Consider the following 26313-nt stretch of genomic DNA (forward strand, 5'->3'; position numbering starts at 1 on the left):
GTTGTGCCACTAGCTGTATGACCATCTGGGAATGTTACCGTTACTGTTGAGTTTGGCTCCGCTTTACCTGTGATTTGCGTATCATCACTTGTCACTGGATTCACTGATGGTACTGTTGGTGCTGTTGTATCTGTTACCACTGTTGATGCTTGTTCAGATGTGTTTCCAGCTTTGTCTGTTGCAGTAACTGGTAATGTTTCGCCGCCTTTTAAGTCTTCGCTTGAAGGGATATTGATAACATAGTTTCCATCTGCATCTGTTGTGCCACTAGCTGTATGACCATCTGGGAATGTTACCGTTACTGTTGAGTTTGGCTCCGCTTTACCTGTGATTTGTGTATCGTCACTTGTTACTGGATTGACTGTTGGCGCTTCTGGTGCCGTTTTGTCTGAAACTGTTGTTGTTGCTTCTTCTGATTTATTGCCGTCTTTGTCTGTCGCTGTAACTGGTAATGTTTCGCCGCCTTTTAAGTCTTCATTCGCTGGAATGTCTATTGTATAGTTTCCATCTGCGTCTGTCGTACCACTAGCTGTCGTACCATCTGGGAATGTTACTGTTACTGTTGAGCCTGGTTCTGCTTTACCTGTAACTGTTTTATCTTCACTAGATACTGGATTCACTGATGGTACTGTTGGTGCTGTTGTATCTGTTACCACTGTTGACGCAGGTTGAGATGTATTGCCAGCTTTATCTGTAGATGTAACTGGTAATGTTTCGCCGCCTTTTAGATCTTCGTTAGATGGAATATCAATCACATAATTACCATCTGCATCTGTATTGCCTGTTGCTGTTGTGCCATCCGGGAATGTCACTGTTACTGTTGAGTTTGGCTCTGCTTTACCTGTGATTGTTGTATCATCACTTGTTACTGGATTGACTGTTGGTGCTTCTGGTGCTGTTGTATCTGTTACTTCAGTTGTCGCAACATCAGATTTATTACCAGCTTTATCTGTAGAAGTCACTGGTAACTCTTCTCCACCTTTTAAGTCCTCATCTGTAGGAATATTGATAACATAATTGCCATCTGCATCCGTTGTACCAGTAGCTGTATTTCCATCTGGGAATGTTACTGTCACTGTTGAGCCTGGTTCCGCATGACCTGTAATTGTTTTATCTTCACTTGTTACCGGATTAATTGTTGGTACTGTCGGTGCCGTTGTATCTGTTACAGTCGTAGTCGCTGCGCCAGATTGGTTACCTGCTCCATCTGTTGATGTCACTGGTAATGCTTCTCCACCTTTTAAATCTTCATTGGCAGGGATATCAATTGTATAATTACCGTCGCCATCTGTTGTCGCATTAGCTGTTGTACCATCTGGGAACGTTACTGTTACTGTTGAATTTGGCTCTGCTTTACCTGTGATTGTTTTGTCTTCACTTGTTACTGGATTAATTGTTGGTACTTCAGGCGGTGTTTTATCTAATACTGTTGTACCAGCATCGACTGACACATTACCTGCAGCATCTGTTGCAACTACACTTAATTCTTCATCACCTTTTAAGTCTTCAGAATCTGGAATACCAATTGTGTAATTACCCGAAGCATCTGCTGTCGCTGAAGCTTTTGTACCATCTGGGAATGTTACTGTTACTGTTGAGTTTGGCTCTGATGTACCAGTAATTGTTTTATCTTCACTTGTTACATCATTAATTACAGGTTCTTTTGGTGCTGTAACATCTACAACTGTTGTATTTGCAGCCGTCGATGTGTTTCCAGCTTTATCAGTTGAAGTAACGCCTAATGTTTCGCCACCTACTAAATCAATATTGGTAGGTACAGCCACTCGATAACTACCATCTGTTGCTGTAATGGCTTGAACTTTAGTCCCATCTGGGAATGTTACTGTTACTGTTGAGTTTGGTTCTGCTTTACCTGTGATTGTTTTATCTTCACTTGTTACTTGATTGACTGTTGGTTGATTTGGTGCTGTTGTATCTGTCACAGTCACGTTTGAATCAACTGATTTATTGCCTGCAGCATCTTTAGCTGAAGCTTTAATTGTTTCTCCACCAGTAAAGTCTTCATTAGCTGGAATATTAACAGTATAATTACCTGATGCATCCGCAGTTGTAACTTGCGTAGTACCGTCTGGGAATGTCACTGTTACTGTTGAGTTCGGTTCTGCTTTACCTGTAACCGTTGTATCATCACTTGTTACCGGGTTAATCACTGGCGCATCTGGTGCTGTTGCATCTGTTACTGTTACTGTTGGTGAAACCGCACTTGTTTTACCATTTTTAGTTGCAGTTGATGTTAATTGAGTTCCAGCAGCTAAAGGTTTTGATAATGTTAACGTACCAGTTGTACTGTTTGCACCTAATGTAACTGTACCAATGACATTGTTATTACTATCTTTTACTGTCACTGTTGAACCAGCAGTACCATGTACGCCAATAGTCGTGTCGTTATCATCGACAGGATCCACTAATGGTGCTGGAACAATAGTATTATCTACAATATTAAATGTATTTGTTTCATCATTATCATAATTTGGTGCATCAATAGCAATTGTGTATTGACCAGCAACTGATTTTGGAATCGTTACAGTAAATGTACCATCACTATTAACAGTAGACGTACCAATAACTTGACCTGTTGAATTAATAACTTTGGCAGTTTGTGTACCTGCATTTGGTTTTAACGTTACTGAACCACTAACTTTAGTGTCATTAATCGTAATATCTGCAGCATTCGGCTGACCTACTAATGGTGACGTATGATATGTTTTCACTTCGTCTCCATCATTTTTAGTATCGCCATCTGTATCTGCATTATTTGGATCAGTTAATGATACTTCTCTTTCATATCGATCTAATAAGCCATCTTTATCATAGTCTTGTAATTCTAATGAAGATGTACCTAATGTATTATTAATTAATTTACCAGCATTATCAGTAAGGTATCCAGCAAATGTAAAGTCTTCAACTTGGTCAGTTGTAGAACTAATTAAATTACCTTTGGCATCATATTGTGCATCTTTAGTTAAAATATTATTTGGACTTTGATTTAATTTAATAACGATTCTCATACCTACTGTTTCAGGTAAACCATTATTAAATTCGATTAATTTATTTAAATCACTTGCTGTAATCGTACCATTACCGTTGGCATCGATAGATAAATCTGCCACTTTGTTAGCAGCATTATAAGTTTTATCAAAACCTTTTAATCCATCATAATCATATTTATCTAATTCAACACTTTGAATAAATGGAATTAAATCTTTATCAATTTGGTAATTATAACTCCATTGTTTATTTTGAGCGCCACCATATCCGAAGATACCATCTTTGATAACTTGTTGGTCAACGATAATTGCGCCATTATTGCCTACTTTAGTGTCTAAACTAGCTGTACCACTACTTGCTTTAAAATCATTTGCGTTTGCTGTTGATTTATTGTTGTTTAAAGAAACTAAATCTTTATCAGCATCTGTAAGGAAGTAACCACTACTTTCAGACGTACGAATAATTGTATTATTAGAAGAATCTCGAACATAAATTTGATAATTTAATTTATTATTAGATAAATCTCCAGCATTATTTAAAATATTTCCTACAGTATCATCTAATTCAATTTTACCGCCTGATGCAGTTTTAGATGCTAAAATTTCTGCACCACCAAATAATCCACCGCTAGCTCTAATAATAATTGACTTCCCAAATATTAGAAGGTGTACCGTCATCGTTTTTTAATCTTGTAAATTGAACCGGCGTATTACTTCCAGCTGGGTTAACTGATATTTTCGTTACATGATCAGCAATTTTAGAGTCTAAGTTTAAGTCGATTTTATATCTTGTTCCTGAGTTAGCACCCGACATATAAGCATCAATATTAAATGGAATTGATGTACTATTTTTAACAGCATCTGAATCTAAAGCCTCCGGGTCAAAAACTAATGACGCAAATGTATAGTTATCTGATGTTGCTAAAGATTTTTGAACATTTTGATCTGTATTCGTAACAGCTGCTGCCAACATTCTAGGTGTAGCCATTGCACGCATAAACGTTCTAGTTCTAGGTGGTGTAGCTAATGTTTCTGTACTCTTCTGTTTGTTTGCCATTTCAGTTAAGGCTGCTTGTAAAACGGCTTGATTAATTTCTTCATCAGTTGCTTTATTGAAATCAACATCTGTATTATTTAAAATTTCTTTCGCTTCTGTTTTAGACACTTGATCATTTAAGAATGATTGAACAGCTTGTTCTTTATTTTTAGATTGAGCTAATTTTTTAGATAGTTCTGTTGTTTCAGCTTTAGTTGATTTCTTAGTTGTTGCTTTTGGTTGAGCCGTCGTCTTTTTGTTAGAAATCGCTTTCTTATTAGCCGATGGTTTATCTGTTGATTTTGTTGTCGCTTTGTCTGTCGATGTTTTGTCAGTTGCTTTTTGAGCAGTCTCTTTATCTGATTTTTTGTCAGTTACTTTTTTCGTAGTAGTTTTGTCAGTTGTTGGTGTTGTTTTGTTAGAAGTTGCTTTTACTGGAGTTTTATCTGTAGAAGTTTTATCTGAAGTTTGTTTATCTTGAGAAACTGAATTAGTTTGATTCTCTTTAGTATTGACTGTCTTATTATTAGTTGGTTGTTTATCTTGAGTCGTTGCTGTCTTATCAGTTGTTGATGGTTTATCATTTGTTTTATTAATTGTGTCTTGTTCTATATTAGAGGAGTCTTTTGTTGTTTGATTTGAAGAAGCTTTTTCTGTGTTTGCTTGTTCGGTACTTTGTGTCTCTTCCGCATTAGATTTTTCTGTTTGACTAGTATCTTGAGTCGTTGCTGTCGTTTGATCAGCATTACTAGCTTCTTCTGACGCATTTGTAGTTGCTTTGTCAGTTGCTTGATCCTCTGTACTAGCTGTTTCGTTAGTATTAGTCAGTTCGGTTATATCGACAGGTTCACTTTTATCTTTGTTTCCGTCGTTATTTTGTGACGATGCATTATCTAATTCATCTGCTCTCGCTACATTTCCTACGCCAAATACTAATGTCGCACCTATTAATAACGATGCAGTACCTACCGTAAATTTTCTGATTGCATATTTGTTTAATTTGTTTGGTAAAAAGCCTTGTTTATTCTTCATTCATGAATCACCTCATATATTTTGCACAACTTTAACATTGTATATACATATAATACTTAATTGATTGAAATTTTACAAATGTTGCAAAACCATATATAACCTTACTTTATATTCAAAGACGAATAGAATTATTTTCTCTTAAAAACGAAAAAATATTTATTATTCATCTTAAATAAAATTGTAAATTCCATCAAATTGATGCGAATAAAATATCTACCGATAAATTCTTTGGAGCTCAACTCAATTCGATCATTCATTTAATAAACGATACATATTTTAAAATATTTAATTTTATTATGTTACATGTATAAAATAATAAAGTTGCGCTTTCGTATATTTATATTAACCGAATTCATTAATGATAAACCCGAATATTCATATTTATTTTTTAATATCATTATTCGTTAATATAATATTCCATGATTTTTTTGTTTGTACACTTTACCGATCAACTCACAATTAAAAAACCCAGGACATTAATCCTGGGTTTCTGTATTAATATTTTCAGTCATTTTATTTTCTAATATCTTGAATATGTGACATTTGTTTCAATCGAGTTTCTGCAAAATGTTGTGACGCTTCTAATGGGGTTTTATGTTGTTCTTTGGCGATATCAAAGATATGTTTCACAATTTTATCTATATCTTCAATACTTTCCTTAGCACGCGTTTCATTATATCCATTCAACTCATCCGCAGTGTTGATTACGCCACCGCTATTCACAATATAATCTGGTGCATATAATATACCTTTTTCTTCTAGCATTTGACTATGTCTGTTTTCATCTTTTAATTGGTTGTTTGCTGAACCACAAATCGCTTTGACTTTTAATTGAGGAATTGTATCGTCATTTAATATACCACCGAGTGCACATGGCGCGAAAATATCCGCTTCTACTGAAAAGATGTCATCTGGTTCGACAAATGTCGCGTTAAACTCATCTACTGCACGTTGTGCATTATCTTTATTAATATCCGTAACAATCAACTTAACACCATCTTCATGTAATAGTCGACAAAGTTCATATGATACATGCCCCACACCTTGAACTGCTACGGTCTTACCTTCAAGAGATTCACCATTAAATTGTTCTAAAGCCGTACGCTTCATAGCAATATATATACCATAGGCTGTCATAGGACTTGGATTACCTGCTGAACCAAATGACTTACTTGTACCACAAACATAAGGCGTTTCTTTGTGGATAAGGTTCATTTCATGTTCTGATGTACCTACATCTTCAGCTGTATAATAACGTCCATTTAATGTATGAACATAACGTCCTAATGCTCTATAGAATGCTTCTTCATCTTCTTTATTAGGTGAGCCCAGCACTACTGTCTTACCTCCACCAAGGTCTAAGCCAGCTGCAGCATTTTTATATGTCATTCCACGTGCTAAATTCATCGCATCCTCAATTGCTTCTTCTTCTGATGCATAATCATTTCGCACACGACAACCACCTAATGCTGGTCCAAGCGTTGTATCATGAATACAAATAATTGCCTTTAAACCTGTTGATTGATCTTGGCAAAATACCATTTGTTCATAATCTTCTTGTTCCATAGTTTCAAAAATCATTAACATAACTCCTCTCTTAAAATTCATCTACATAATTCGCATACCCTGACAATATAGGAATAATCTCGATTTGAAACACGCACAATATTAGCTAAATTATGAATTATAAGAAAATTTTCCGTCTATATTTTTACATAAAAAAACTGAGACAATTCACCATGTCTCAGTTACTATCTATATTTTATATCTTCAAAATGCCAATATTTTACATTCTATTTATTGTAGTCTTCGAAATATGAGTGTACATATGTTTCTGTCTTTTCTTGTACTTCACAATAAACTTCTACTGTAAAATTACCTGGTGCCTTAAAGTAAAAAGTATATGTTGCATGTGCCATTTCAGGATCCCATACTTCATACCCGTCATTTTTTAAAATTTGGTGTATACGATCCACTTCTTCTTTACTTTCTTGCGGGAAACCAATATGGAATGTATCTGGGTAGTTAATATTTTCCCCTTCTATTAAATTGAATAGAAATCCATCTTCGTCATTCATAGCTGCAAACATATTGCCAGCGCTACCAATACAAACTAAATCAAAATACTTTTCAAAAAATGCTCGCGTTGTTTTTACGTCATTGACCGTTATATTAATATGATTAATTTTCATAATAAGACCTTCTTTTTCTTTATTTCTTACTTTCAATTTCATTATCTAAAATAGCTGTTGTTGCTTTTAGAAACGACTGAATGGTTTCCATTTGTTCTGCCGTATATTGATTTGTCATTTCAATCATATGTTGATTCAATGTTTCATAAGCATGTTGTACTTCTGATTTATCTTCATATTGTGGAACAATCATAATACTTCGACGATCTTTAGGATGACGCTCACGTTTAACATAGCCTGCACTTTCTAATCGATCGACCAGTGCTGTAACACTTCCCGTTGTAAGTCCAACTCTTCTACCTAATTCACCAGCAGTGATTGGCCCCGTCTCACTTAACATATCAATCGTAGTCCAATCATGGTTATACACATCTAATTGTTCGGCAATTTTATGTTGGTATAAAACAACTCGCCGTCCTAAATCTCTAAATGAAGTTACAATGTCCTCATGGCTAACATCATTTTGAATGTTATCATCATTCATTTTAAAACCACCTCAATTTATCTTGATAATCAAGATATTTGATTGTCTAACTACTTTAACACAATTCACATCCTAATGAAAGATAATTATCTTTATCAATGTAGTTGTTCATAAAAAAGGTCTAGGGACAACTCCCTAGACCTTAAAAAATAGTGATAGCATTAGTTTAATGTATCAAGTGCTTGTTTTAAATCATTGACTAAATCATCTGTATCTTCAATACCAATTGATAAACGGATTAATCCATCTGTGATACCTTCTTTAGCGCGTACATCTGCTGGAATAGATGCATGTGTCATTAATGCAGGAACTGAGATTAAACTTTCTACTGCCCCTAAACTTTCAGCTAGCGTAAAGTATTGCGTAGCATGAATCACTTGTTTAGCAGCCTCTGTGTCTTTCACTTCAAATGCAATAACGCCTGTATGTCCATCTGCTTGTGCAGCATGAATATCATAGTTTAAGTGACTTTTAATACTTGGATGGAATACTTTTTGTACGCTATCGTGAGACTGTAACATATCAATCACTGCTTCTACATTTCGATTAATTTGTTCCATACGTAAGCCTAACGTCTTGATGCCTCTTACTAATAAATAGCTATCTTGTGGTCCAAGCACACCACCTGTAGAATTAGAGATAAAGCCTATACATTCTCCTAATTCATCATCTGCAGTCACTACTAATCCCGCAACTACATCACTATGTCCACCAATATATTTAGTAGCAGAATGTAAAACTATATCAATACCAAAATCTAATGGATTTTGATAATAAGGTGTCATAAATGTATTATCTACTACAGAAATAAGGTTATGCTTTTTAGCAATCGCTACAGCACCTTTAATATCTGTCACACGTAATAATGGATTAGAAGGCGTTTCGATATATAACATTTTTGTTTCTGGTTTAATATATTTCTCAACATTTTCAATATTAGTTGTATCTACAAAATCTACGTCTAATCCGAAGCGTGTAAATACTTTTGTTAAAGCGCGGTACGTACCACCATATACATCTGAATTTAAAATAAGGTGGTCTCCTTTATCTAATAACATAATCACTGCACTAATAGCTGCCATGCCTGAACCAAATGCGAAACCATGTTTACCATGTTCTAAGTCTGCAATAACACCTTCTAAAGATGCACGTGTTGGATTTGCAGTACGTGAATACTCATATCCTTGGCGTAAATCTCCGATATCGTCTTGTAAATAAGTACTTGTTTGGTAAATTGGAGTGGTTACAGCACCTGTATAATCATCTGTTGTATGTCCACCATGTATCATTTGTGTTTTTTTATTCATTATTCTCATTCTCCTTATAATTAAATATTTGTTTTGACATGTATCGGTCGCTACCATCTGGGAATATCGTCACGATAATACCCTTATTTATTTGGTTTTTTAATTCAAGTGCACCTTGTAGTGCAGCACCGGATGAGCTACCTACTAATAACCCCTCTTGTTTCGCGATGGCTTTTACATTGTCAAAGGCATGTTGATCACTAATTGTAAAAATGCCTTCTACTAATGATTTCTCTAGAAAATCTGGCCATTTTTCAGAACCAATACCTTCTGTGGCATGCGCATGACTTGGACCACCATTTAATATCGATCCCTCCGGTTCGACGATATAATTTTTAACACCCAATGGCTGTAAGTGTCTCGCAACGCCTGTAAATGTACCACCTGAACCAGCACCAGCAACAAAGTAATCAATATGATTCAATTCATCTGTTAACTCTTTACCTAATGTATTAGTATAGGCATCTGGATTATGTGCTGTTTCAAATTGATTCATATAAATTGATTGTGTGTCTTTAGCATATTGTCGAGCAACTTGTTGTGCACCTATCATACCTTCAGCTTTTACAGTTCTTTTAACATCAGCACCTAACGCACGCATAATTGATATTTTTTCTTCGGAAAAGCCTTCTGGTGCAAATATCACGCAATTAAGTTGGTAACGATTGGCAGCTATTGCTAAACCAATCCCTGTATTACCAGCTGTAGCTTCTACAATAGTATCACCACGATGTAGACGCCCCTCTTCAATTGCTTGTTCAACTAAATACTTGCCAAGTCGATCTTTGACACTTCCACCTGGATTGAATTGTTCGAGTTTAGCATAAATTTTTACATTTTCATCACTAAAGCTTTCTAACAACACGAGAGGTGTCTCTCCTATTAAGTCATATGCAATCATATTTTATATATTCAATTATCCTTAATTCATTCGATAATTGAACATTCCCTTCTTTCTCAAATGTAGTCATTAATTCTTATTTAACAGGTATGAATTATAAAGGATTGTGCTCAAATTTGCAATTTCATAGTTTATAAATATTTATATTTTTTACATCACTATTTTCAAATTCAATCAAATGTTCCATCGACTTTATTCTGTTATGATAATGGTAATACCGTTCATACATTTTCATGGATAATACAAGTAAAGGAGTTCGCAATAAGATGTCAAACAAAGACTTATCATTATCTGTATTTACTAAAGAAAACTATAAAAACTTAAACCATACAGCAACTAATTTTAGAAATTCTATGTACGATGAATTAGAAGTTAATAAAGGTCGTTTTAAAAATTGTAATTTTGATGAAGGTATTTTCAAAAATATTAATGCTATTTCTAATAGTAAAGTGGTTAATAGCAGTATGAATGATTGTATTTTTGAACAAGTGAATTTTTATAAAAACCTCTTCAAAAAAATTTCTTTTGAAAATACAACTTTTGATGAAACGACGATCAATAATACGACATTCCAAGATGTTGTATTCGATGGAAATACTTTTAGTGAAGTTAAAATCACAGACACTGTATTTAAAAATGTTGTTTTTAAAAAGACAGAAATTAGCAATTCAACATTTGAAAATATCAAATTAAAACATTGTGTCTTTGATCATGTAACATTTAAAAATTGTAGCCTGCCTAAAAACATTGAAGAAGAATTAAAAAAACAAAATGTTGTTTTCGAAAATATTCAATAAATCATTATAACTGTGTACTTTGACTCAACTATGATGTCTAAGTACACTTTTTTATTGATGATTCAGTATGATTAATGCGTTATTGAATGTTTAAGAAGCTATTTTCATGGATATAAGCATACAAACTTAGGAAAGAAGGAATATAAATGACTCAAGATTCTAGTCAATTAAGTAAAGCACCAACCCCTGACAAAGCGGAGGATAATGCATTTTTCCCTTCCCCATATTCATTAAGTCAATATACTGCGCCTAAAACAGACTTTAATGGTGTTAATCATAAAAATGCTTATACTGGTGGCAAATGGAAAGTATTAATGATTGCCGCTGAAGAACGTTATGTATTATTAGAGAACGGTAAAATGTTCTCAACAGGAAATCATCCAGTTGAAATGCTATTACCGTTACATCATTTAATGGAAGCAGGCTTCGATGTAGATGTTGCTACATTAACTGGTTACCCTGTCAAACTAGAGCACTGGGCAATGCCTACGGAAGATGAAGCTGTACAAGAAACATATAACAAGCTAAAAGAAAAGTTAAAACAACCTAAAGTATTATCTGAAGTTATCAAAAATGAACTTGGTCCTGATTCTGATTATATTTCACTCTTCATCCCTGGTGGACATGCTGCTGTTGTTGGTATTTCTGAAAGTGAAGATGTTCAACAAGCTTTAGATTGGGCATTAGATTATGATAAATTTGTTATCACATTATGTCACGGCCCTGCAGCATTATTATCTGCTGGATTAAATAGAGATAAATCTCCATTTGAAGGGTATTCTGTATGTGTCTTCCCAGATGCATTAGATGAAGGTGCAAATATCGATATCGGTTATTTACCTGGCAAACTCAAATGGTTAGTCGCTGACTTATTGACTAAACAAGGACTTAATGTTGTAAATAAAGAAATGAGTGGCCAAACTCACCAAGATCGTAAATTATTAACTGGTGATAGCCCACTTGCTTCTAATAAACTTGGACTTCTTGCAGCGGATGCATTAGTAGAAGCCGTCCAACAATCATAAGTAATTAATTTATTTTCATGCCCTAGATACATTCGTAATGATGTACCTAGGGCTTTTTTATGACTAAACCATTCAATGTTGAAATTTATATATTGTTTTTGTATAATATTTTTAAATATTCTGACATTTGTTCTTTTACATAACTTCAAGTCAAAAGTGAGAGAGGTATTTTTTATGCAACCGATCATTCACGGTTTCTTATTAGCACTAGGTCTGATTCTACCTTTAGGTGCTCAAAATGTATTTGTATTTAACCAAGGTGCAAATCAAAAGAAATTAACTAAAGCATTACCAGTGATTGTCACAGCTGGCTTATGTGATACTACTTTAATTGTGTTAGCTATTTTAGGCGTGTCCTTAATCTTAATGTCTCTACCTATTTTACAGTTAGTCATTTATATCATTGGTCTCGCCTTTCTATTATATATGGCATGGTCATTATGGAATGAAAAACCTAGTCATTTAGAACATATGGAACCCATGAGCCCCAAAAAACAAATCGGCTTCGCGTTATCCGTATCATTACTTAATCCTCATGCGATAATGGATACAATTGGTGTCATTGGAACAAGTGCTTCTATGTATCATGGCACAGAAAAGATATTATTTGCTGGCGCTACTATTTTAGTCTCTTGGATTTGGTTTATCTTATTAGCGATTCTCGGTAAAATGTTAGGTTCAGTCGATAAAACAGGTAAATATATTATTATTCTAAATAAAGTTTCAAGTGTTATCGTACTCATCGTAAGTTGTATTATTATCAAAAATATCTGGCACATTTTGGCCAATTAATATAAACAGGGCTTATCGAAATTTAAATTTCAATAAGCCCTGCTTCATTTAATTACATTAGAATCATTGTAAATGATTAAAATAATTGAACAATAAACACTAAAATAATCACTACTGGCATTACAAATTTAATTAAATAATACCATGGTAAAAATAATTTGAATTTGTCTCTTCCAAAGTTTTCTTGTAGTAACTTTTTATCTAATAATTGCCCTACAACTAATGTTGTGCCAAGTGCACCTAGAGGCATTAATATATTCGAAACAACAAAATCCATATTATCGAATATTGTTCCTGCGCCAAATTTAACGCCACTCAAACTTCCAAATGATAGTGTAGCTGGAATGCTAATTAAAAAGACAAGTATACTTGCAATCAATGCGACTGGTTGACGTTTTGTATTATCATTTTTTGTAAAATTAGAAACGTTTAATTCCAACAATGAAATGGATGATGTCAACGCTGCAAACAAGAATAAAATTAAAAAGATTAGATAAAAGGCAATACCAAAGTGCATTTTATCAAATACAAGCGGTAGTACTTTGAATAATAGTCCTGGACCTTCTTGTGGTTGATAACCAAATGTTTTCAATGCAGGAAAAATAGCTAATCCCGCTAAAACTGAAACTAAAATATTCATCAATACAATGGAAATCGCTGATGATTTAATGGTCATTGTCTTTGGTGCATAACTTGCGTAAGTAATCATTCCAGTTGTTCCTAGAGATAATGTAAAGAATGATTGTCCTAACGCAAACAAGATACCTTCCATAGAAATATCTTCCACTCTAGGTTGTAACAGGTATCGTACACCTTCTATCGAACCGTCTAAAGTTAATGATTTCACCACTACAATAATTAAAAAGATAAATAACAGTGGCATCATGATTTTGGATGCTTTTTCCAAACCCTTTTCTACACCTAACATAACAATGATCATCGTTAAGAAAATAAAAATACCCTGTCCTAAAACAGTAAGCCATGGATTACTTATCATTGCTTCAAAATTGAGTTGTGTCAGATGAGAAGTATTCAAACTTAATATTTGCCAAATGACATTCCCCATGTAAATAATAATCCATCCGCCAATGACACTATAGAAACCAAATAATATAAAAACTGCTAAATTCCCGTTCCACCCAATCACATTGAGCCATTTTTTACCTGTGAGTTTACTATAAATTTGAGTTGTATACGTTCTCCCCATTTTCCCTACTGTAAATTCCATAATTAATAATGGTAGTCCTACAAAAATAGTAAAAATTAAAAACATTAATAAAAAGGCGCCACCACCATATATACCAGCCATATAAGGAAATTTCCACATTGCCCCTAATCCAATTGCGGAACCGGCACTTGCTAATATAAACCCAGTAGAGGTTTTCCATTCTGATTGCTTACTCATATTCACTCACTTCCTTTAATGCGTTAAAGCGTTTATGTACTTAAGTAACACTTTATCACTAGTTAGTGATAAGTGCAATATTCATGCAAATTGTCAGAATAATAAAAAAAGAATAGTTCATAACGTTGCCTTTCATTTAATACATTGATTAGCATCAGTTATGACTATTCTTTATATTTTAATCTTCGCTACTATAAGTAATCGTTTGGCCATCATTTACTTCTTCAATTTCTAAACTTTCAATATGATCGACATTAATATAATGTATTGAATCACCTTTTTCTAGATAAAGATAAGGTAATTCATCAAACTCATCTATAATTCTTCTAACACATTTGTCCTTATCGATGCCCTTATCAAAAGTCTTAAATTCTGTATATCTGTGGCCCGAAATCGTAATATAGGTTAATAAAAATGTTCTCGTCACAGTTGAACACCACCTTATTGCTAGTATTTATTTTTGAGTGAAAAACTCAACGATATCTTGTTCTAATGCATCTCTTCCTTCACCGTGGGTCATTAAATGTTGATTTAGTGGAAAATCTTGAATTGATTTATTATCGCTACTAATTTGATTAAAAATATAGTGCGCACTTTCCTCATAAGCCGCTTCATCTTGTCCACCATACAAAATTCTAGCAGTCGATTTAATATCATGTAAATTTGACATAATATCATTAATAACACCTTGAAATACTTTAATTTCATCTTGATATTGATTGATTTGGGCTAATGATTCAACACTCTCATCCTCAGACAGTCTCATTATCTGATTCATGCGTTTGCCATATTTTTCTAAGCGCCAAGCAATACCAGCTTCTGTTTTCTCGCTAGGTGCAGACATCACTACGATACGATTTAATTCAACATTTTCAGCTAATCGTAATGTAAATAATCCACCTAACGATACACCGGCTGCATTAATGACTTCGTACCCTTCTTCCTTTAAAAACTGATACGCTTCTTGCACACATGCCCACCAATCGTTAACATCATACTTAATAAACTGTGTAACCGGTAATCCATGACCAGGATAGTTAGGTACATAACACGTGAATCCTTGTTCATGCAGCGTTGTAGCAAGGTGCTTCACGTCTTTAACAGTACCTGTGAATGAATGTAATAATAGTATAGCTTGTTGACTTGTCCCTTTTAAATAAAGTGGACTTGGTGATTTAATATTCATCATAAAATAACTCCCCTAGTTTTAATTATCGTATAGACAACGAAACGTGCCTTTATATCAATTCTCATTTTAAAATTATCAATGTATCGCATCTTTGTTCTTTTTAAACTTGATTCGCTCAAACAGTGGGTAAACCATTAACCATAAAGCTATCCAAGTTAAACCTAATGTCACGCCGCCAACCACATCTGACAGATAATGCGCATGGAAATATAATCGACAAATCAAAACGCTTATCCATAATATTAATGCAAGACCGCTCAAAATAGCTTTCAAACCCGCTCTTTTGATTAAAGGTATCACCACAATCAATAAAGTCACAAAAAATAATGTACTCGCATTAGAGTGGCCACTTGGAAATGAAAACCCTGAATCAATAGGTAAATGATTATACGGTCTCATTCGTTCGATTGTCATTTTAATCAAAATATTAATCAATGTTCCACTTAATATTGTGCAAATGAACCATATAGCTAAACGTGGATATTTAAATAATAATACTATTGTAATGATTACTGACATCACAATAACACCACTAACATCTCCGATTGTGGCACAAAATGTCATATAGTAGTTCAACATGTCTCCTTCAAATTGTCGTTGTGGCGTACCAAATGTAGTAGTAAACCAATCTAATGAATGGCTATCTACAAATTTTAAAAATGGTACATCTTGTATAACGCCGACAGTCATTAAAATAAATATCATAATACTTATGATAAATAAAGGAATAGTAAACATACCTGTTGTTGTCCGTCTATTTTTCATACTTTCTCCTTTATCTCTTTCTCTAGTTCAAATTATTCTTCTCTTCTATTTTATAGAAAATAAAAGGAAATTCGCTCAGTCTCGTGCCCTATTTATATCTTGTAATCGAATACGTTGTTGACCGTCTTCATCAAAATTATTCGGACTTAACCACTGTTCGAAACGTTCGTTTAATACCGGCCACTCCTTATCAATCATTGAGTACCATGTTGTATCCCTATTACGTCCCTTATATATTACCGCCTGTCTAAACATACCTTCATACATAAATCCTAACCTCAATGCTGCCTTTCTAGAAGGTTCGTTTAAACTGTCACATTTCCATTCATATCTACGGTACCCTAATTGTTCAAACACATATTTAGCTAATAAATATTGAACTTCAGTGGCGACTTTCGTCTTTTTTAATTGATTTGAATAATGTACATTTCCAACCTCTATCTTGCCATTAATCGAATCGATATTCATTAGTGATAAGTAACCTAATGCTTTTTGACAGTTATGATCAATAATTGCAAAGTAATACGAGTTTACATTAGACATTAAACCTTTAATATAATCTGCAAAAACATCGTAATCATGGATGGGTTCGCTAAACAAATAAGTCCAATTTGCATCATTATCTTCATTGCATAATACGTTAAACAAATCATTAATGTGTGATTCACTTAATTTAACTAATGAACTATACCGTCCGTCTAATTGTTTAATATCTGGGAAATTTAGCGGTTCAAAATCTGTTACTGACTCACCTATTGGTTGATGATGTATATTCTTTTTCATAAACAACCATCCCTTCATTTTTGAAATCTTAAAATGTATTATAACTGATTCCGTTCTATTACGTGCTTTATAATAATCGATTATATAATATGAAATGAAATACTATAGTATTGTTTATTTCTAATACCTTTTGCATATAAAATATTGTATAATTGAAATAATTATAAATTTCAAATATATGACTATCACACATTAAACCTTGTACTACATACAATAATTCTATGTGCTTGATAGTAGGGAAGGCATTCGTTATGAGCAAAATAATTATGATTTATCTCGCATTATTAATTACATTATTTCGCTTTTTCTTACCTATCCATCCGTCATTCGAAACATTATTATATTGGCTATTTATTCTTTATATGATACCAATCATTTTATGCATCATTGGTTTCAAAGGTGACAAATTAATTGCCACTATGATTATGATTCCAAACTTATTAGGTATTATTTATCGACTGTATGTCTACGTTATGTACTTGATATATTTGAAATAAAAAAACAGTATGACCTCTTTCATTCTCGTAAGATCATACTGCTCTATATAATTTAACCTTGGTTAATCAGCTTCTCAAAATTATCTTCTAATTTAAATACAATTACTCTCTCTCCAGTAACTGTACTCAAATCACTATGAAAGCTACTTACTTTGACACCAGTAATTTCAAATATAAGATCATTGAGATCATCTTGCCCTGACTCCACTAATTCAGATCTTGTTCGTTTGATATTCAACAATCCTTCATTGGTTTCACACACACGATATTCTGCAGGTGTTAATATACCTTGTAAATTGATAATGACCATATCTCTTAATATATCTGTCTTAACCGATAATGAACCTCTACCTAAAAAATCTTTTTCCCATTGCGTGATGGCTTTACTGATTTCAGCTTCATATACACCTTTAGATTTTTTCATATAGACGACTCCTAAACATTGATTAATTATAGTTTAACATCTTATCTTTGATTCGGAAATAACATGATTATCTCTATAATCAACAATTACTTTTTTACATACCGCCTATATTTTACCAATCTTTCCAACTATTATGTTCATCTATACTTGCTAGTCTCACCCATCCATGGTCTACTTTTTGTGCAAATTTCTGATTTTCAGTAAGTAATCTTTGAATATGTGTGTCTGGTGCTTGAATAACCACTAATAAGCGTACTGGGGAATGATAAATCTCATTATCTTGTGCCATCACTGATTGCCATGGTAAACCATACATTAAATCACTAGAGTTACCTTGCATGACACCAAGTCCAGATGTTACAGATTGTGTTCTTTTATTACCACTGCCATAAAAATGAGGTGCCACAGTAGACGCGTAATATTGTAAGTTAATCCATTGTGCAACAAGCGCTGGTCCTGAAATAATTGTATTTAGAATATGGCCATCTTCATCTTGTGTCCAATCATAATTATGCAAGAATGCACGTGCTTCTAAATTACTGTTTTCAGTAATCGAACGTTTCCCAATAATGAATTCTGCGTTTTTAGCTAAGCCCCATTCAGGTCTGATTTCACTCCAGTCACTTGCATATTGATAGGCTTCAGCAACTGGATCTTTATGCACTTTATCTAAGTTAGGTAAATGTGCTAAACGCTCTAAATTAGACTTATAACTCACTTGAGGCATAACCGATTCTAATAAATCAAATGCCTGTTGTGCACTTTGCGTTAATTCTGGTACATAAATCCACTCTAATTCATCTACAGAGGTTTTATGTTCGGCTGCTACAAATACAGTTTCATCTGGTATGATGATACCGTCTTCTTTAAGTGCTGTTTTGACTGATGTTTGATTACATAATATCGCTAATAATTTAGCATTGAATCCGCTAGACGCGCCACCACAAGCACCACATTCTAGAGAAGAATGATATGGATTATTATGCGATTCACTACCGTGTCCACCTAAAACAACAAGCGGTGCAAAATCTTTAGTTAAATCCATTAATTGTAATGCTTGCTTACTAAATTGAATTTGTTCTTCTTCTGTTAATCCAATTGGTAATTCCGAATAAACATGATGTTCACGAGCAATTGATAATTTTGTCTCAGGTTTTTGAAGCCATTTCTTTTTAAATCGATGGACAAACTGCCTAGCTTGAGTAGGTATGAGTGTATTAGCAATCGTATTTATACTTAAGAACGGACCGCTTAATTCTGGTAATAATAAACTAGGCAATACATTATGTTTCATTAATTTAAATGTATAAAACATTGAAGTGATCGTATGTTGTTGTTGCTGATAACGTTCTAGTTGATGTCGTTCTGCATATTCTTGAATTTTATATGCTGGCGGCACCATCACTGGTAATGATTCATGCTCAAATTGTGCGTCAATCACTTCTTTTTTTATAGGTAAACCAAAGAATCCTGCAATACCAATCGTTTCAAATGGTCCTTCACCTTCAAGATGACGACGAAATGGTTCAGAACGGACATCGATACAAAATGCTAACTGTGCTTGTATCTTTTGAGACTCATTTTCAGATTGCGATTCATAAATTGTATTGACTAAGTCACGTTCATGCGTTTCTTCCCAAGCGTTAAGCCATAAATTTTGAAAATATTGGCGCTGAAATTGACGCGCAAAATTTAAATATCTCAACTTTAATTCATCTGACAAATCAATCCATTCTTCTAACGATAATTCCGCATAAAACATAAACGCACTCACTAATTCAATTTCTTTATGATGATGTAGCTCTGATAATTGAAATTGGTCTTTGGTAGTGGTTAATAATATCCATTCAGTAGCTAATCTGATTGCTACATAATCTGTTAACAATTGACGTTCTGATTCATTTTCTTCTGCTCTGTAATACATCATCCCTGCCCATCCAGGCAAAGCCAGTAACTGACCTTCTATATAAGATTGCCAATGATTTTTAGAAATATCTAACTTTGATAATACATGCTTAATTAATTCATGTGACTTTGATGGCAAATGACGAATCAATTGTCTAGCTGCTTTAGTTAAAGCAGGATCATGTTGTGCTAAATGTAACCATGCTGTATAAAAGCCTTCTTCTCGTTTAGGCATCGTCCAACTTGATTGAAATTGATCTAAGTACAATTTAGACCACTTGATGATATGTACATCTACCTCATCAATTAACATTTCATTTTGATGATTTACACGGTCCGCACTCTTAGGTCTATGTAAATTTGTTGGCTTATTCTTTTTAATTTGATTAGGTAATGAATTCAAAATATCATGGCGTATTTGATTTCCTAAAAAGCGATCTGGCACACGCTTAATATATTGGATGTTTTTGATATAGCGTTTTTCAAGGTCTGTTTCAATGTTGATTTCCGACGTTTGAAGCGCATCATTTAATAAAGATTCAAAAATATCTATATCTATTTCCCCATGTGCTTTAGCATCTTCGATAGCATTGTAATTAGGATACATATCAACATCTCTAATATCCTTCAACCATGTTGCCACTTCATTAAAAGTTTGATTTTCTAAACCTTCCCAAGGATTTCTTGCGGCGAAAATTGAAATCGGAGATAACGGTGTAATGACACGTTTCGCTTCTGAGACAATCATTTCTATATCATTCTGTTGTTGTGAATTAACCATAGTTTTCACCCTTTTATAAATACTTTTTCAAATAGTTCGGATGGCTTTCAATGGAAGCAGATTTTGCTTCACCCAATTTAACTAGCCATAAATACAACACAGCAAAGGTATGTGAATTTCGATGACGTGCTACCCAAATACTTAGAATGCTTCCAAATACAATGATACCAATGCTTAATATACTACTTAGTAATGGTGGATGTGTCACACTTATATGCACTGTGTTTAATAAATAATTAAAGAAATGATGTGTCACGATATAAACTAAAGCAACAATAACAATCATGCCGATACCAATCAGTTTGCCCATTGCAGATTTACTAAACGCAACGAGTTGATTCCATGACACCATTAATGACCATGCTAAAATTAATGCACTAATCAATTCATATGCGCTGTGATCGCTATTAAACCAAAAGACAAATGCAATCACTATCGCTAACAATCTGCCAAGTACAATCCAACTATATGATTGCTTAGCTGTAAGTGGTGTAGGAATATTAAACCTACCTACAACTGAACCAGATTGTAAAAATAATGTAGCCTTAAATACACCGTGCAACACTAGATGTATAATAGCTGCTGAATAAGCACCTAATGCACATTGTACTAACATAAAGCCCATTTGACTCATCGTCGATCCAACAAGTTGTCGTTTATAGTCAACATGAACTAGACTTATCCCTGAGCCTAACAATACAGACACACTCGCAATTAATAACAACACTGTAATAGCAATTGGGTTATCAAATACCGGGGAGAATCGAGTTAATATAATGCCACCAGCATTTACTATGCCTGCATGCATAATTGCTGATACAGGTGTAGGTGCCGCAACAGATTCTATCAACCAACTTTGGAAAGGAAACTGAGCTGCTGGGATAATCACTGCAAGCACAATAAATAAATCAATAATCAATTTCATACCAAAAGACAGGTGACTATAATCAACAGCTACTGCGTCGATATACCAATGACCTGTTGAAACAAATAACAATAGTACGGCAATTACTAATGATAACCATCCAACGACAAACAATTTAGCTGAAATTTTCGCTGCCTCATGTGGCACTTTCCAGAATCGATTGACTCTAATTAATAAAGTCAGACACAACAACGTTGCGCCCCAACTTAAAACCATTAGTCTTAGATCCCCACTTAACCAAGCTACAGACGCAAATACAGTAATGAGTGTAAACAGTGGAAAATATTGTCGATAGTTTTTATCACCAAGTAAATAACGCACACAAAACTTTTGAATAATAAAACCTAATATTAAAATAAAACTCCCCATTAACCACGCTAATTTATCCAACGTAAAAGGTCCAATGATCACTGAATTATTTACAGTAAATAATCCAATAAGACCTACTATGATTGGTAAAACAATAATATACATATGTATCTTGATATATTGCGTAGGAACTGAATCAGATAAAAATATTAAGCCACTTAACATCGCTAGCAACAGTGTAATAAGAAACAAAATTAAGAGTACACTCATACTTACTCTAGATACCTCCTTTATAAAGATTCGATCATTTGAATTTATGCATAATAAAAAGCCTACAATAGTCACTTCCCCAACTTTTACAAATGGGAAACTTGCTACTGTAGGCTTCATTTCAACTTGAAATATGATCATTAAGGTTTCAACATTAAACAAATATTAAGGCACACTTTCTAGCTAAAAAGTATGCGTATTAACGTACTGTCTATACATGTTAAACTCTTTCATTTATTAGATTGATTATATTTCCATTTAAAAAGCTACCTGTTTATCAACATATCCGTTCAAACGTCAATTACTCCTTTTCTTTCGATATACACTTAAAAATCATTAGCATATATCGCTAGCTAAGGCTTAATTCTACTTTTGAGCATAACAATATAAATATAGTTGATTATATTTATTATGTCAAACCTCATACAAATTAAATCTCTTTCCCCTAAAAACCCATTATATTACAACTATAAAACAGCTTTGTAAAGCTTGTGTAAACGATTCCAAAACAGTGCACACTTAGGCATGAGAGACTGTACTGTTTTCATATAAATGGGCCACTTATGACCTCTAACATACGAGTTAGGAAATTTCATCATATCTACTGAATATCCTCGTTACAATGTAATTAACAAATCAATCGAGGGAGGTAATTATCATGGGAATCATTTCAGGTATTATTTCTTTAGTTAAAACAATCATCGACCTTGTTAAAGGCAACAAATAATTCGTATTATTACTTGCTATACGAACTTAGATATCACTAAAAATTGAAATTGGAGGGATATAATCATGGGAATCATTTCAGGTATCATTTCTTTAGTTAAAACAATCATCGACCTTGTTAAAGGCAACAAATAATAAGATGACTTAAAAACTTGTACAAACCCAAAATAAACTACAATTGATAGAAATGGAGGACTAAATTATGGAAATCGTAACAAGCATCATTTCAATTATCAAAACAATCCTTGGCTTCTTCAAATAATAAATAATGATACATAAAAGAGGTGGGACCTATCGTCCTACCTCTTTTAGTTTGGCCATTAACATCTATTTCATAGTTAAAATATAAAATCAAACAATGTCTTTATCGTATCGTTTTCGATAATGATAAATATACCTAACCCTATATAAACAACTGCCATAATCCAACGATTAAATTTTTCAACGATTTCTCCAATATCCTTAATATCAGCTAACCGTTGTGCTGTATAAATAAGTACAAAAATAAGAATAACGAATACAATTAGCGTCACAATAAGCTGACTGAAATTTAAAGATACAAAGTAAGGTACAAACAGACCTATATTATCTGCACCACAACTTGCTATCGTTACCAGAGCAACAATTCCCACTAATTTTGACAAACCCTTATCATTTAAAGCGTCTTTTGCTCTTTTTTCTCCTTCACAATCATCAAAAATTGCAACTTTAATGCCTAAATAAATGGGTATTAAACCTAATAATCCTAGCATCCATTTTTCAGGAACATAGTGTAATACAAATGCGAAAAATAAACTAATGATAATTAACGTCATCGATCCTAAAAATTGTCCTATATAAATGTCTCTATATTCCTTTTTAGTATGAGCTCTAGCGAAATATATCAATAAAATGACTAATAAATCAATCGCCGTTGCTGTGTATAAAACTATTGCTGTAAATATAATTGAAAGCACTAATATCACCCTCCATCTATACATAGCTATTGTACATCATCTAATTTCATTTCTTAACATCGGTCATAGATAACATAAAAAAAGAGATTAGAACATCATTAAGCTCCCCCACTTTAAAAGCAAAGTGTGACACCTCGATATCAGGAACTCTCAGATTAGGTTACAATACGTCAAAAATTAAGAAGCATCTGGTTTAAATGTAATATTTAACGCATCGATTAGATCCTAAAGAACTTTGTTCTAACCTCTTATTGGATAAAATGATTTTTCTTTATAATAAAAATTATCATATCTATATAAGAAAAGATATAGATATTTCGTGAAATTATTTGGTAATGCCATATTTTTGATATATAAACATGTTGCTGGTAACTATAGATGAAAGGATTAATATTTGAACCTTTATCCTAAAATTAACAAATGATCATTTTGTTAGTATCATTAAATAATTATAAAAAGATTTAAGTTTTCTATTGTAATGCAACTTATTTCGCATATAATTGGGGGTAACAAAGGTTAAAAAATGATAAACACACATTTCAAATGATTTTATACTAAACAAACACAAAGGGGATTTATATTTTGTCATATTTCAAACCAATTAAAACATTGATTTGTAGCACATTAATCGCTTCACTTGCAATGTCTGCAACAGCCACAATGTCACATCAAGCACATGCAGATACCGATTATTATTATCGTGATGGATTAAATTATCCTTCCGATCAACAAGCATATCAAAAAGCTAAAAAAATTAATAAGCGTTCGATTAGCATTCAACATTACACGAAAGCGAATCAAAATAATTTAAAAGCCATTGGTCGAGTATCGAACATGAACGGTCACAAAGGGAAAGGGAAAGATTCGATGGGGACAGGCACTGTTATTGGTAATCATACTCTAATTACAAATGCACATGTCATTGATGATAAAAATGGAAAAGCCGCTTCCGCTAAATATATTACTTTCGCAATGAATCGTGATGGCAAACATATCCCATATAAGTTCCATGCATCTGATGTAAAAAAATTACCGCATTATGACATTGCTATTGTACACACTAAAGAAAAAATGTCTAAATATGCTAAGCCTATTCGTATCGCATCAGATAAAGAAATTAATAGTTTGAAATTTAATACACCACTATATTCATTAGGCTACCCTTGGCAAAATGGTGATAATACGAAAGCCTATTACAGTCAATTAAGATTTACACAATTTTCAGCCAATGGTACTGAAATTATGACTAAAGATATCTTTAGAGCAGGTGCCTCAGGTTCTCCAATGTTAGATAGCAAATATTCTAAGATTTATGGTCTGCGTACTTACGGTTATAATCTATGGAATAATTCTACTGACAAATACGCCAAACAAGAAATGGCAGGCGGTGAATCATTTAAAGGTAAAGCTGGTCAATTTGTAAAAGATAATATTAAATAATATCAAAAGGTACGCAAATCACTACAATTATCATCTAAAGTAGTGTCATTGCGTACCTTTATTTTTATATGTTTTTTTCACGTGAAACTTTTTTATTCATCAATTGTAATTATTGTTGTGTGATAGTCCAATGATATGGGTCTGAAAATTGTGACCAGTCTGCATCAATTTCACGACTATCTAATAAACACTGATCGAGTGATTTAACTATCTCTTCTTTCTCTATATCTGTTCCAATAATTACAAATTGTGTATGTCTATCTCCATATTCAATATCCCATTCTTTTGCAACATCTGGACGTTCTTCCAAAATACTTTCCTGTTGTGTTCTAGACATACTAGCTACCCAATACGTCACTGGATGAATGGAGCATGATGACCCTGCTTGTGATAACAGGCAAGCAACTTGATTATATTGTGCTAACCAGACAATACCTTTAGCCCTTACAATGTTATCTGGCATTTGTTCTAACCATGCATTAAATCTTTCAGCATGAAATGGAAGTCGACGGCGATACACAAATGAAGAAATCCCATACTCTTCTGTTTCAGGTGTATGTTCAGCATGACCACCTTCTGTTAATTCTTTAATCCATCCTGCAGACTCAGTCGCCTTTTCAAAATCAAAACGTTGTGTATTCAACACTTCTTTTAAATCTACTTCTGAATTAACTGTTTTAATGATCTTAGCATCTGGTTGCAATGTAGTTAAGATTTGTTCTAAACGTCCTAATTCTTTTTCGGAAACTAAATCCGTTTTATTGATAATCATTACATCACAAAATTCTACTTGGTCAATCAATAAATCAGCAATTGTTCTTTCATCTTCATCACTTACACTTTGATCACGATCTATTAATAAATCCTCTGAATTAATATCATTAATAAATCGATTTGCATCAACAACTGTAACCATCGTATCTAATCTACAAATCGCTGTTAAATCAATACCTAATTCTTCATCTATATATGAAAATGTCTGAGCGACGGGTACAGGTTCAGAAATACCAGTAGATTCTATGACAATTTGATCGATGCCACCTTTTTTCACAATACGTTCAACTTCTTTGAGTAAGTCATCTCTTAATGTACAACAGATGCATCCATTAGATAGCTCTACTAATTTTTCATCCGTACGTGACAAGCCCCCGCCTTCTGCCACTAAGTCTTTATCAATATTAACTTCACTCATATCATTTACAATAACTGCGATACGTCGTCCTTCTCTGTTTTGTAAAATATGGTTTAATAATGTCGTCTTACCAGAACCTAAATACCCACTTAAGACAGTTACTGGAATTTTAGCCATAATATACGCCCTCTCTTATTTGCAAATAGTAATTATTACGTTTTACATTCTATAG

Annotated in this window: 23 protein-coding genes and 1 pseudogene; 7 read left to right on the forward strand and 17 right to left on the reverse strand. The window is 33.4% G+C overall.

Features of this window, described 5'->3' with window-relative positions:
* From ACZ267_RS05895 to ACZ267_RS05925, 7 genes and pseudogenes are all read right to left on the reverse strand, one after another.
* Positions 1-3686: Ig-like domain-containing protein (locus ACZ267_RS05895; RefSeq protein ID WP_285314637.1), on the reverse strand; the 3686-nt coding region annotated here is incomplete at its 3' end.
* Positions 3643-5076, reverse strand: a complete 1434-nt coding sequence (locus ACZ267_RS05900; RefSeq protein WP_079449079.1) for a YSIRK-type signal peptide-containing protein — start codon at positions 5074-5076, stop codon at positions 3643-3645. The genes ACZ267_RS05895 and ACZ267_RS05900, both read right to left, overlap by 44 nt.
* Before the next feature lie 513 nt (positions 5077-5589).
* A complete protein-coding gene (locus tag ACZ267_RS05905; protein ID WP_002466438.1) occupies positions 5590-6657 on the reverse strand; it encodes a Leu/Phe/Val dehydrogenase in 1068 nt (355 codons plus the stop codon).
* 272 nt (positions 6658-6929) lie between these two features.
* Positions 6930-7268: pseudogene (locus ACZ267_RS05910) on the reverse strand (VOC family protein); the annotation flags it as partial.
* Between the two features lie 19 nt (positions 7269-7287).
* A complete protein-coding gene (locus tag ACZ267_RS05915; protein WP_002466429.1) occupies positions 7288-7752 on the reverse strand; it encodes a MarR family winged helix-turn-helix transcriptional regulator in 465 nt (154 codons plus the stop codon).
* Between the two features lie 161 nt (positions 7753-7913).
* Complete coding sequence (locus ACZ267_RS05920; protein WP_015365377.1) at positions 7914-9059, reverse strand: bifunctional cystathionine gamma-lyase/homocysteine desulfhydrase; 1146 nt, start codon at positions 9057-9059, stop codon at positions 7914-7916.
* Positions 9052-9960 (reverse strand): PLP-dependent cysteine synthase family protein, encoded by a 909-nt coding sequence (locus tag ACZ267_RS05925; protein WP_015365378.1) that lies wholly within the window; start codon positions 9958-9960, stop codon positions 9052-9054. The genes ACZ267_RS05920 and ACZ267_RS05925 overlap by 8 nt, the downstream gene beginning before the upstream one ends.
* Before the next feature lie 266 nt (positions 9961-10226).
* On the opposite strand from ACZ267_RS05925, the gene ACZ267_RS05930 reads away from it, so the two are divergent.
* The 3 genes from ACZ267_RS05930 (at position 10227) to ACZ267_RS05940 (ending at position 12574) form a co-directional block, all read left to right on the forward strand.
* Entirely contained in the window at positions 10227-10757 is a 531-nt protein-coding gene (locus ACZ267_RS05930; protein WP_002466428.1) for a pentapeptide repeat-containing protein, read from the forward strand.
* 146 nt (positions 10758-10903) lie between these two features.
* Positions 10904-11782, forward strand: coding sequence for a glyoxalase III HchA (hchA, locus tag ACZ267_RS05935; protein ID WP_002466449.1), 879 nt, complete (start codon positions 10904-10906; stop codon positions 11780-11782).
* A gap of 174 nt (positions 11783-11956) precedes the next feature.
* On the forward strand, positions 11957-12574 hold the full coding sequence (locus ACZ267_RS05940) for a LysE/ArgO family amino acid transporter (RefSeq protein WP_002466431.1): 618 nt from the start codon (positions 11957-11959) through the stop codon (positions 12572-12574).
* Positions 12575-12650: 76 nt separating this feature from the next.
* On the opposite strand, the gene ACZ267_RS05945 is transcribed toward ACZ267_RS05940, so the two are convergent.
* From ACZ267_RS05945 to ACZ267_RS05965, 5 genes are all read right to left on the reverse strand, one after another.
* Positions 12651-13979 (reverse strand): sodium-dependent transporter, encoded by a 1329-nt coding sequence (locus tag ACZ267_RS05945; RefSeq protein ID WP_002466450.1) that lies wholly within the window; start codon positions 13977-13979, stop codon positions 12651-12653.
* A 178-nt stretch (positions 13980-14157) separates the two neighbouring features.
* Positions 14158-14406, reverse strand: a complete 249-nt coding sequence (locus ACZ267_RS05950) for a hypothetical protein (protein WP_002451464.1) — start codon at positions 14404-14406, stop codon at positions 14158-14160.
* A gap of 27 nt (positions 14407-14433) precedes the next feature.
* Positions 14434-15165, reverse strand: coding sequence for an alpha/beta hydrolase (locus ACZ267_RS05955; protein WP_026088886.1), 732 nt, complete (start codon positions 15163-15165; stop codon positions 14434-14436).
* 78 nt (positions 15166-15243) lie between these two features.
* On the reverse strand, positions 15244-15933 hold the full coding sequence (locus tag ACZ267_RS05960; protein WP_002466446.1) for a phosphatase PAP2 family protein: 690 nt from the start codon (positions 15931-15933) through the stop codon (positions 15244-15246).
* 75 nt (positions 15934-16008) lie between these two features.
* A complete protein-coding gene (locus tag ACZ267_RS05965) occupies positions 16009-16716 on the reverse strand; it encodes a GNAT family N-acetyltransferase (protein WP_002466444.1) in 708 nt (235 codons plus the stop codon).
* Between the two features lie 251 nt (positions 16717-16967).
* Between ACZ267_RS05965 and ACZ267_RS05970 the strand changes: the two genes are divergently transcribed.
* Positions 16968-17213 carry a hypothetical protein gene (locus tag ACZ267_RS05970; RefSeq protein ID WP_015365379.1) on the forward strand — a complete coding sequence of 82 codons (246 nt, stop codon included), beginning with the start codon at positions 16968-16970 and terminating at the stop codon, positions 17211-17213.
* A 52-nt stretch (positions 17214-17265) separates the two neighbouring features.
* On the opposite strand, the gene ACZ267_RS05975 is transcribed toward ACZ267_RS05970, so the two are convergent.
* The 3 genes from ACZ267_RS05975 to ACZ267_RS05985 form a co-directional block, all read right to left on the reverse strand.
* Positions 17266-17637, reverse strand: a complete 372-nt coding sequence (locus tag ACZ267_RS05975) for a Na-translocating system protein MpsC family protein (RefSeq protein WP_002466421.1) — start codon at positions 17635-17637, stop codon at positions 17266-17268.
* A gap of 112 nt (positions 17638-17749) precedes the next feature.
* Entirely contained in the window at positions 17750-20323 is a 2574-nt protein-coding gene (locus ACZ267_RS05980; protein WP_002466423.1) for a DUF2309 domain-containing protein, read from the reverse strand.
* 13 nt (positions 20324-20336) lie between these two features.
* Complete coding sequence (locus ACZ267_RS05985; protein WP_015365380.1) at positions 20337-21827, reverse strand: NADH dehydrogenase subunit 5; 1491 nt, start codon at positions 21825-21827, stop codon at positions 20337-20339.
* A gap of 658 nt (positions 21828-22485) precedes the next feature.
* On the opposite strand from ACZ267_RS05985, the gene ACZ267_RS05990 reads away from it, so the two are divergent.
* Both ACZ267_RS05990 and ACZ267_RS05995 read left to right on the forward strand, forming a co-directional pair.
* The gene (locus tag ACZ267_RS05990; RefSeq protein WP_219350386.1) at positions 22486-22554 is read left to right on the forward strand and encodes a hypothetical protein; all 69 of its coding nucleotides are present in this window, start codon (positions 22486-22488) and stop codon (positions 22552-22554) included.
* Between the two features lie 65 nt (positions 22555-22619).
* Positions 22620-22688 carry a hypothetical protein gene (locus ACZ267_RS05995; RefSeq protein WP_219350386.1) on the forward strand — a complete coding sequence of 23 codons (69 nt, stop codon included), beginning with the start codon at positions 22620-22622 and terminating at the stop codon, positions 22686-22688.
* Positions 22689-22891: 203 nt separating this feature from the next.
* Here the strand turns inward: ACZ267_RS05995 and ACZ267_RS06000 are convergent, their stop codons facing one another.
* Positions 22892-23509 (reverse strand): CadD family cadmium resistance transporter, encoded by a 618-nt coding sequence (locus ACZ267_RS06000; protein ID WP_002466443.1) that lies wholly within the window; start codon positions 23507-23509, stop codon positions 22892-22894.
* Between the two features lie 582 nt (positions 23510-24091).
* Between ACZ267_RS06000 and ACZ267_RS06005 the strand changes: the two genes are divergently transcribed.
* On the forward strand, positions 24092-24949 hold the full coding sequence (locus ACZ267_RS06005) for a trypsin-like serine peptidase (protein ID WP_079449081.1): 858 nt from the start codon (positions 24092-24094) through the stop codon (positions 24947-24949).
* A gap of 109 nt (positions 24950-25058) precedes the next feature.
* Here ACZ267_RS06005 and ACZ267_RS06010 read toward each other — a convergent pair whose 3' ends face one another.
* On the reverse strand, positions 25059-26258 hold the full coding sequence (locus ACZ267_RS06010; RefSeq protein ID WP_047210641.1) for a GTP-binding protein: 1200 nt from the start codon (positions 26256-26258) through the stop codon (positions 25059-25061).
* Between the last annotated feature and the right edge of the window lie 55 nt (positions 26259-26313).

This window comes from Staphylococcus sp. AC872, from assembly GCF_979255425.1.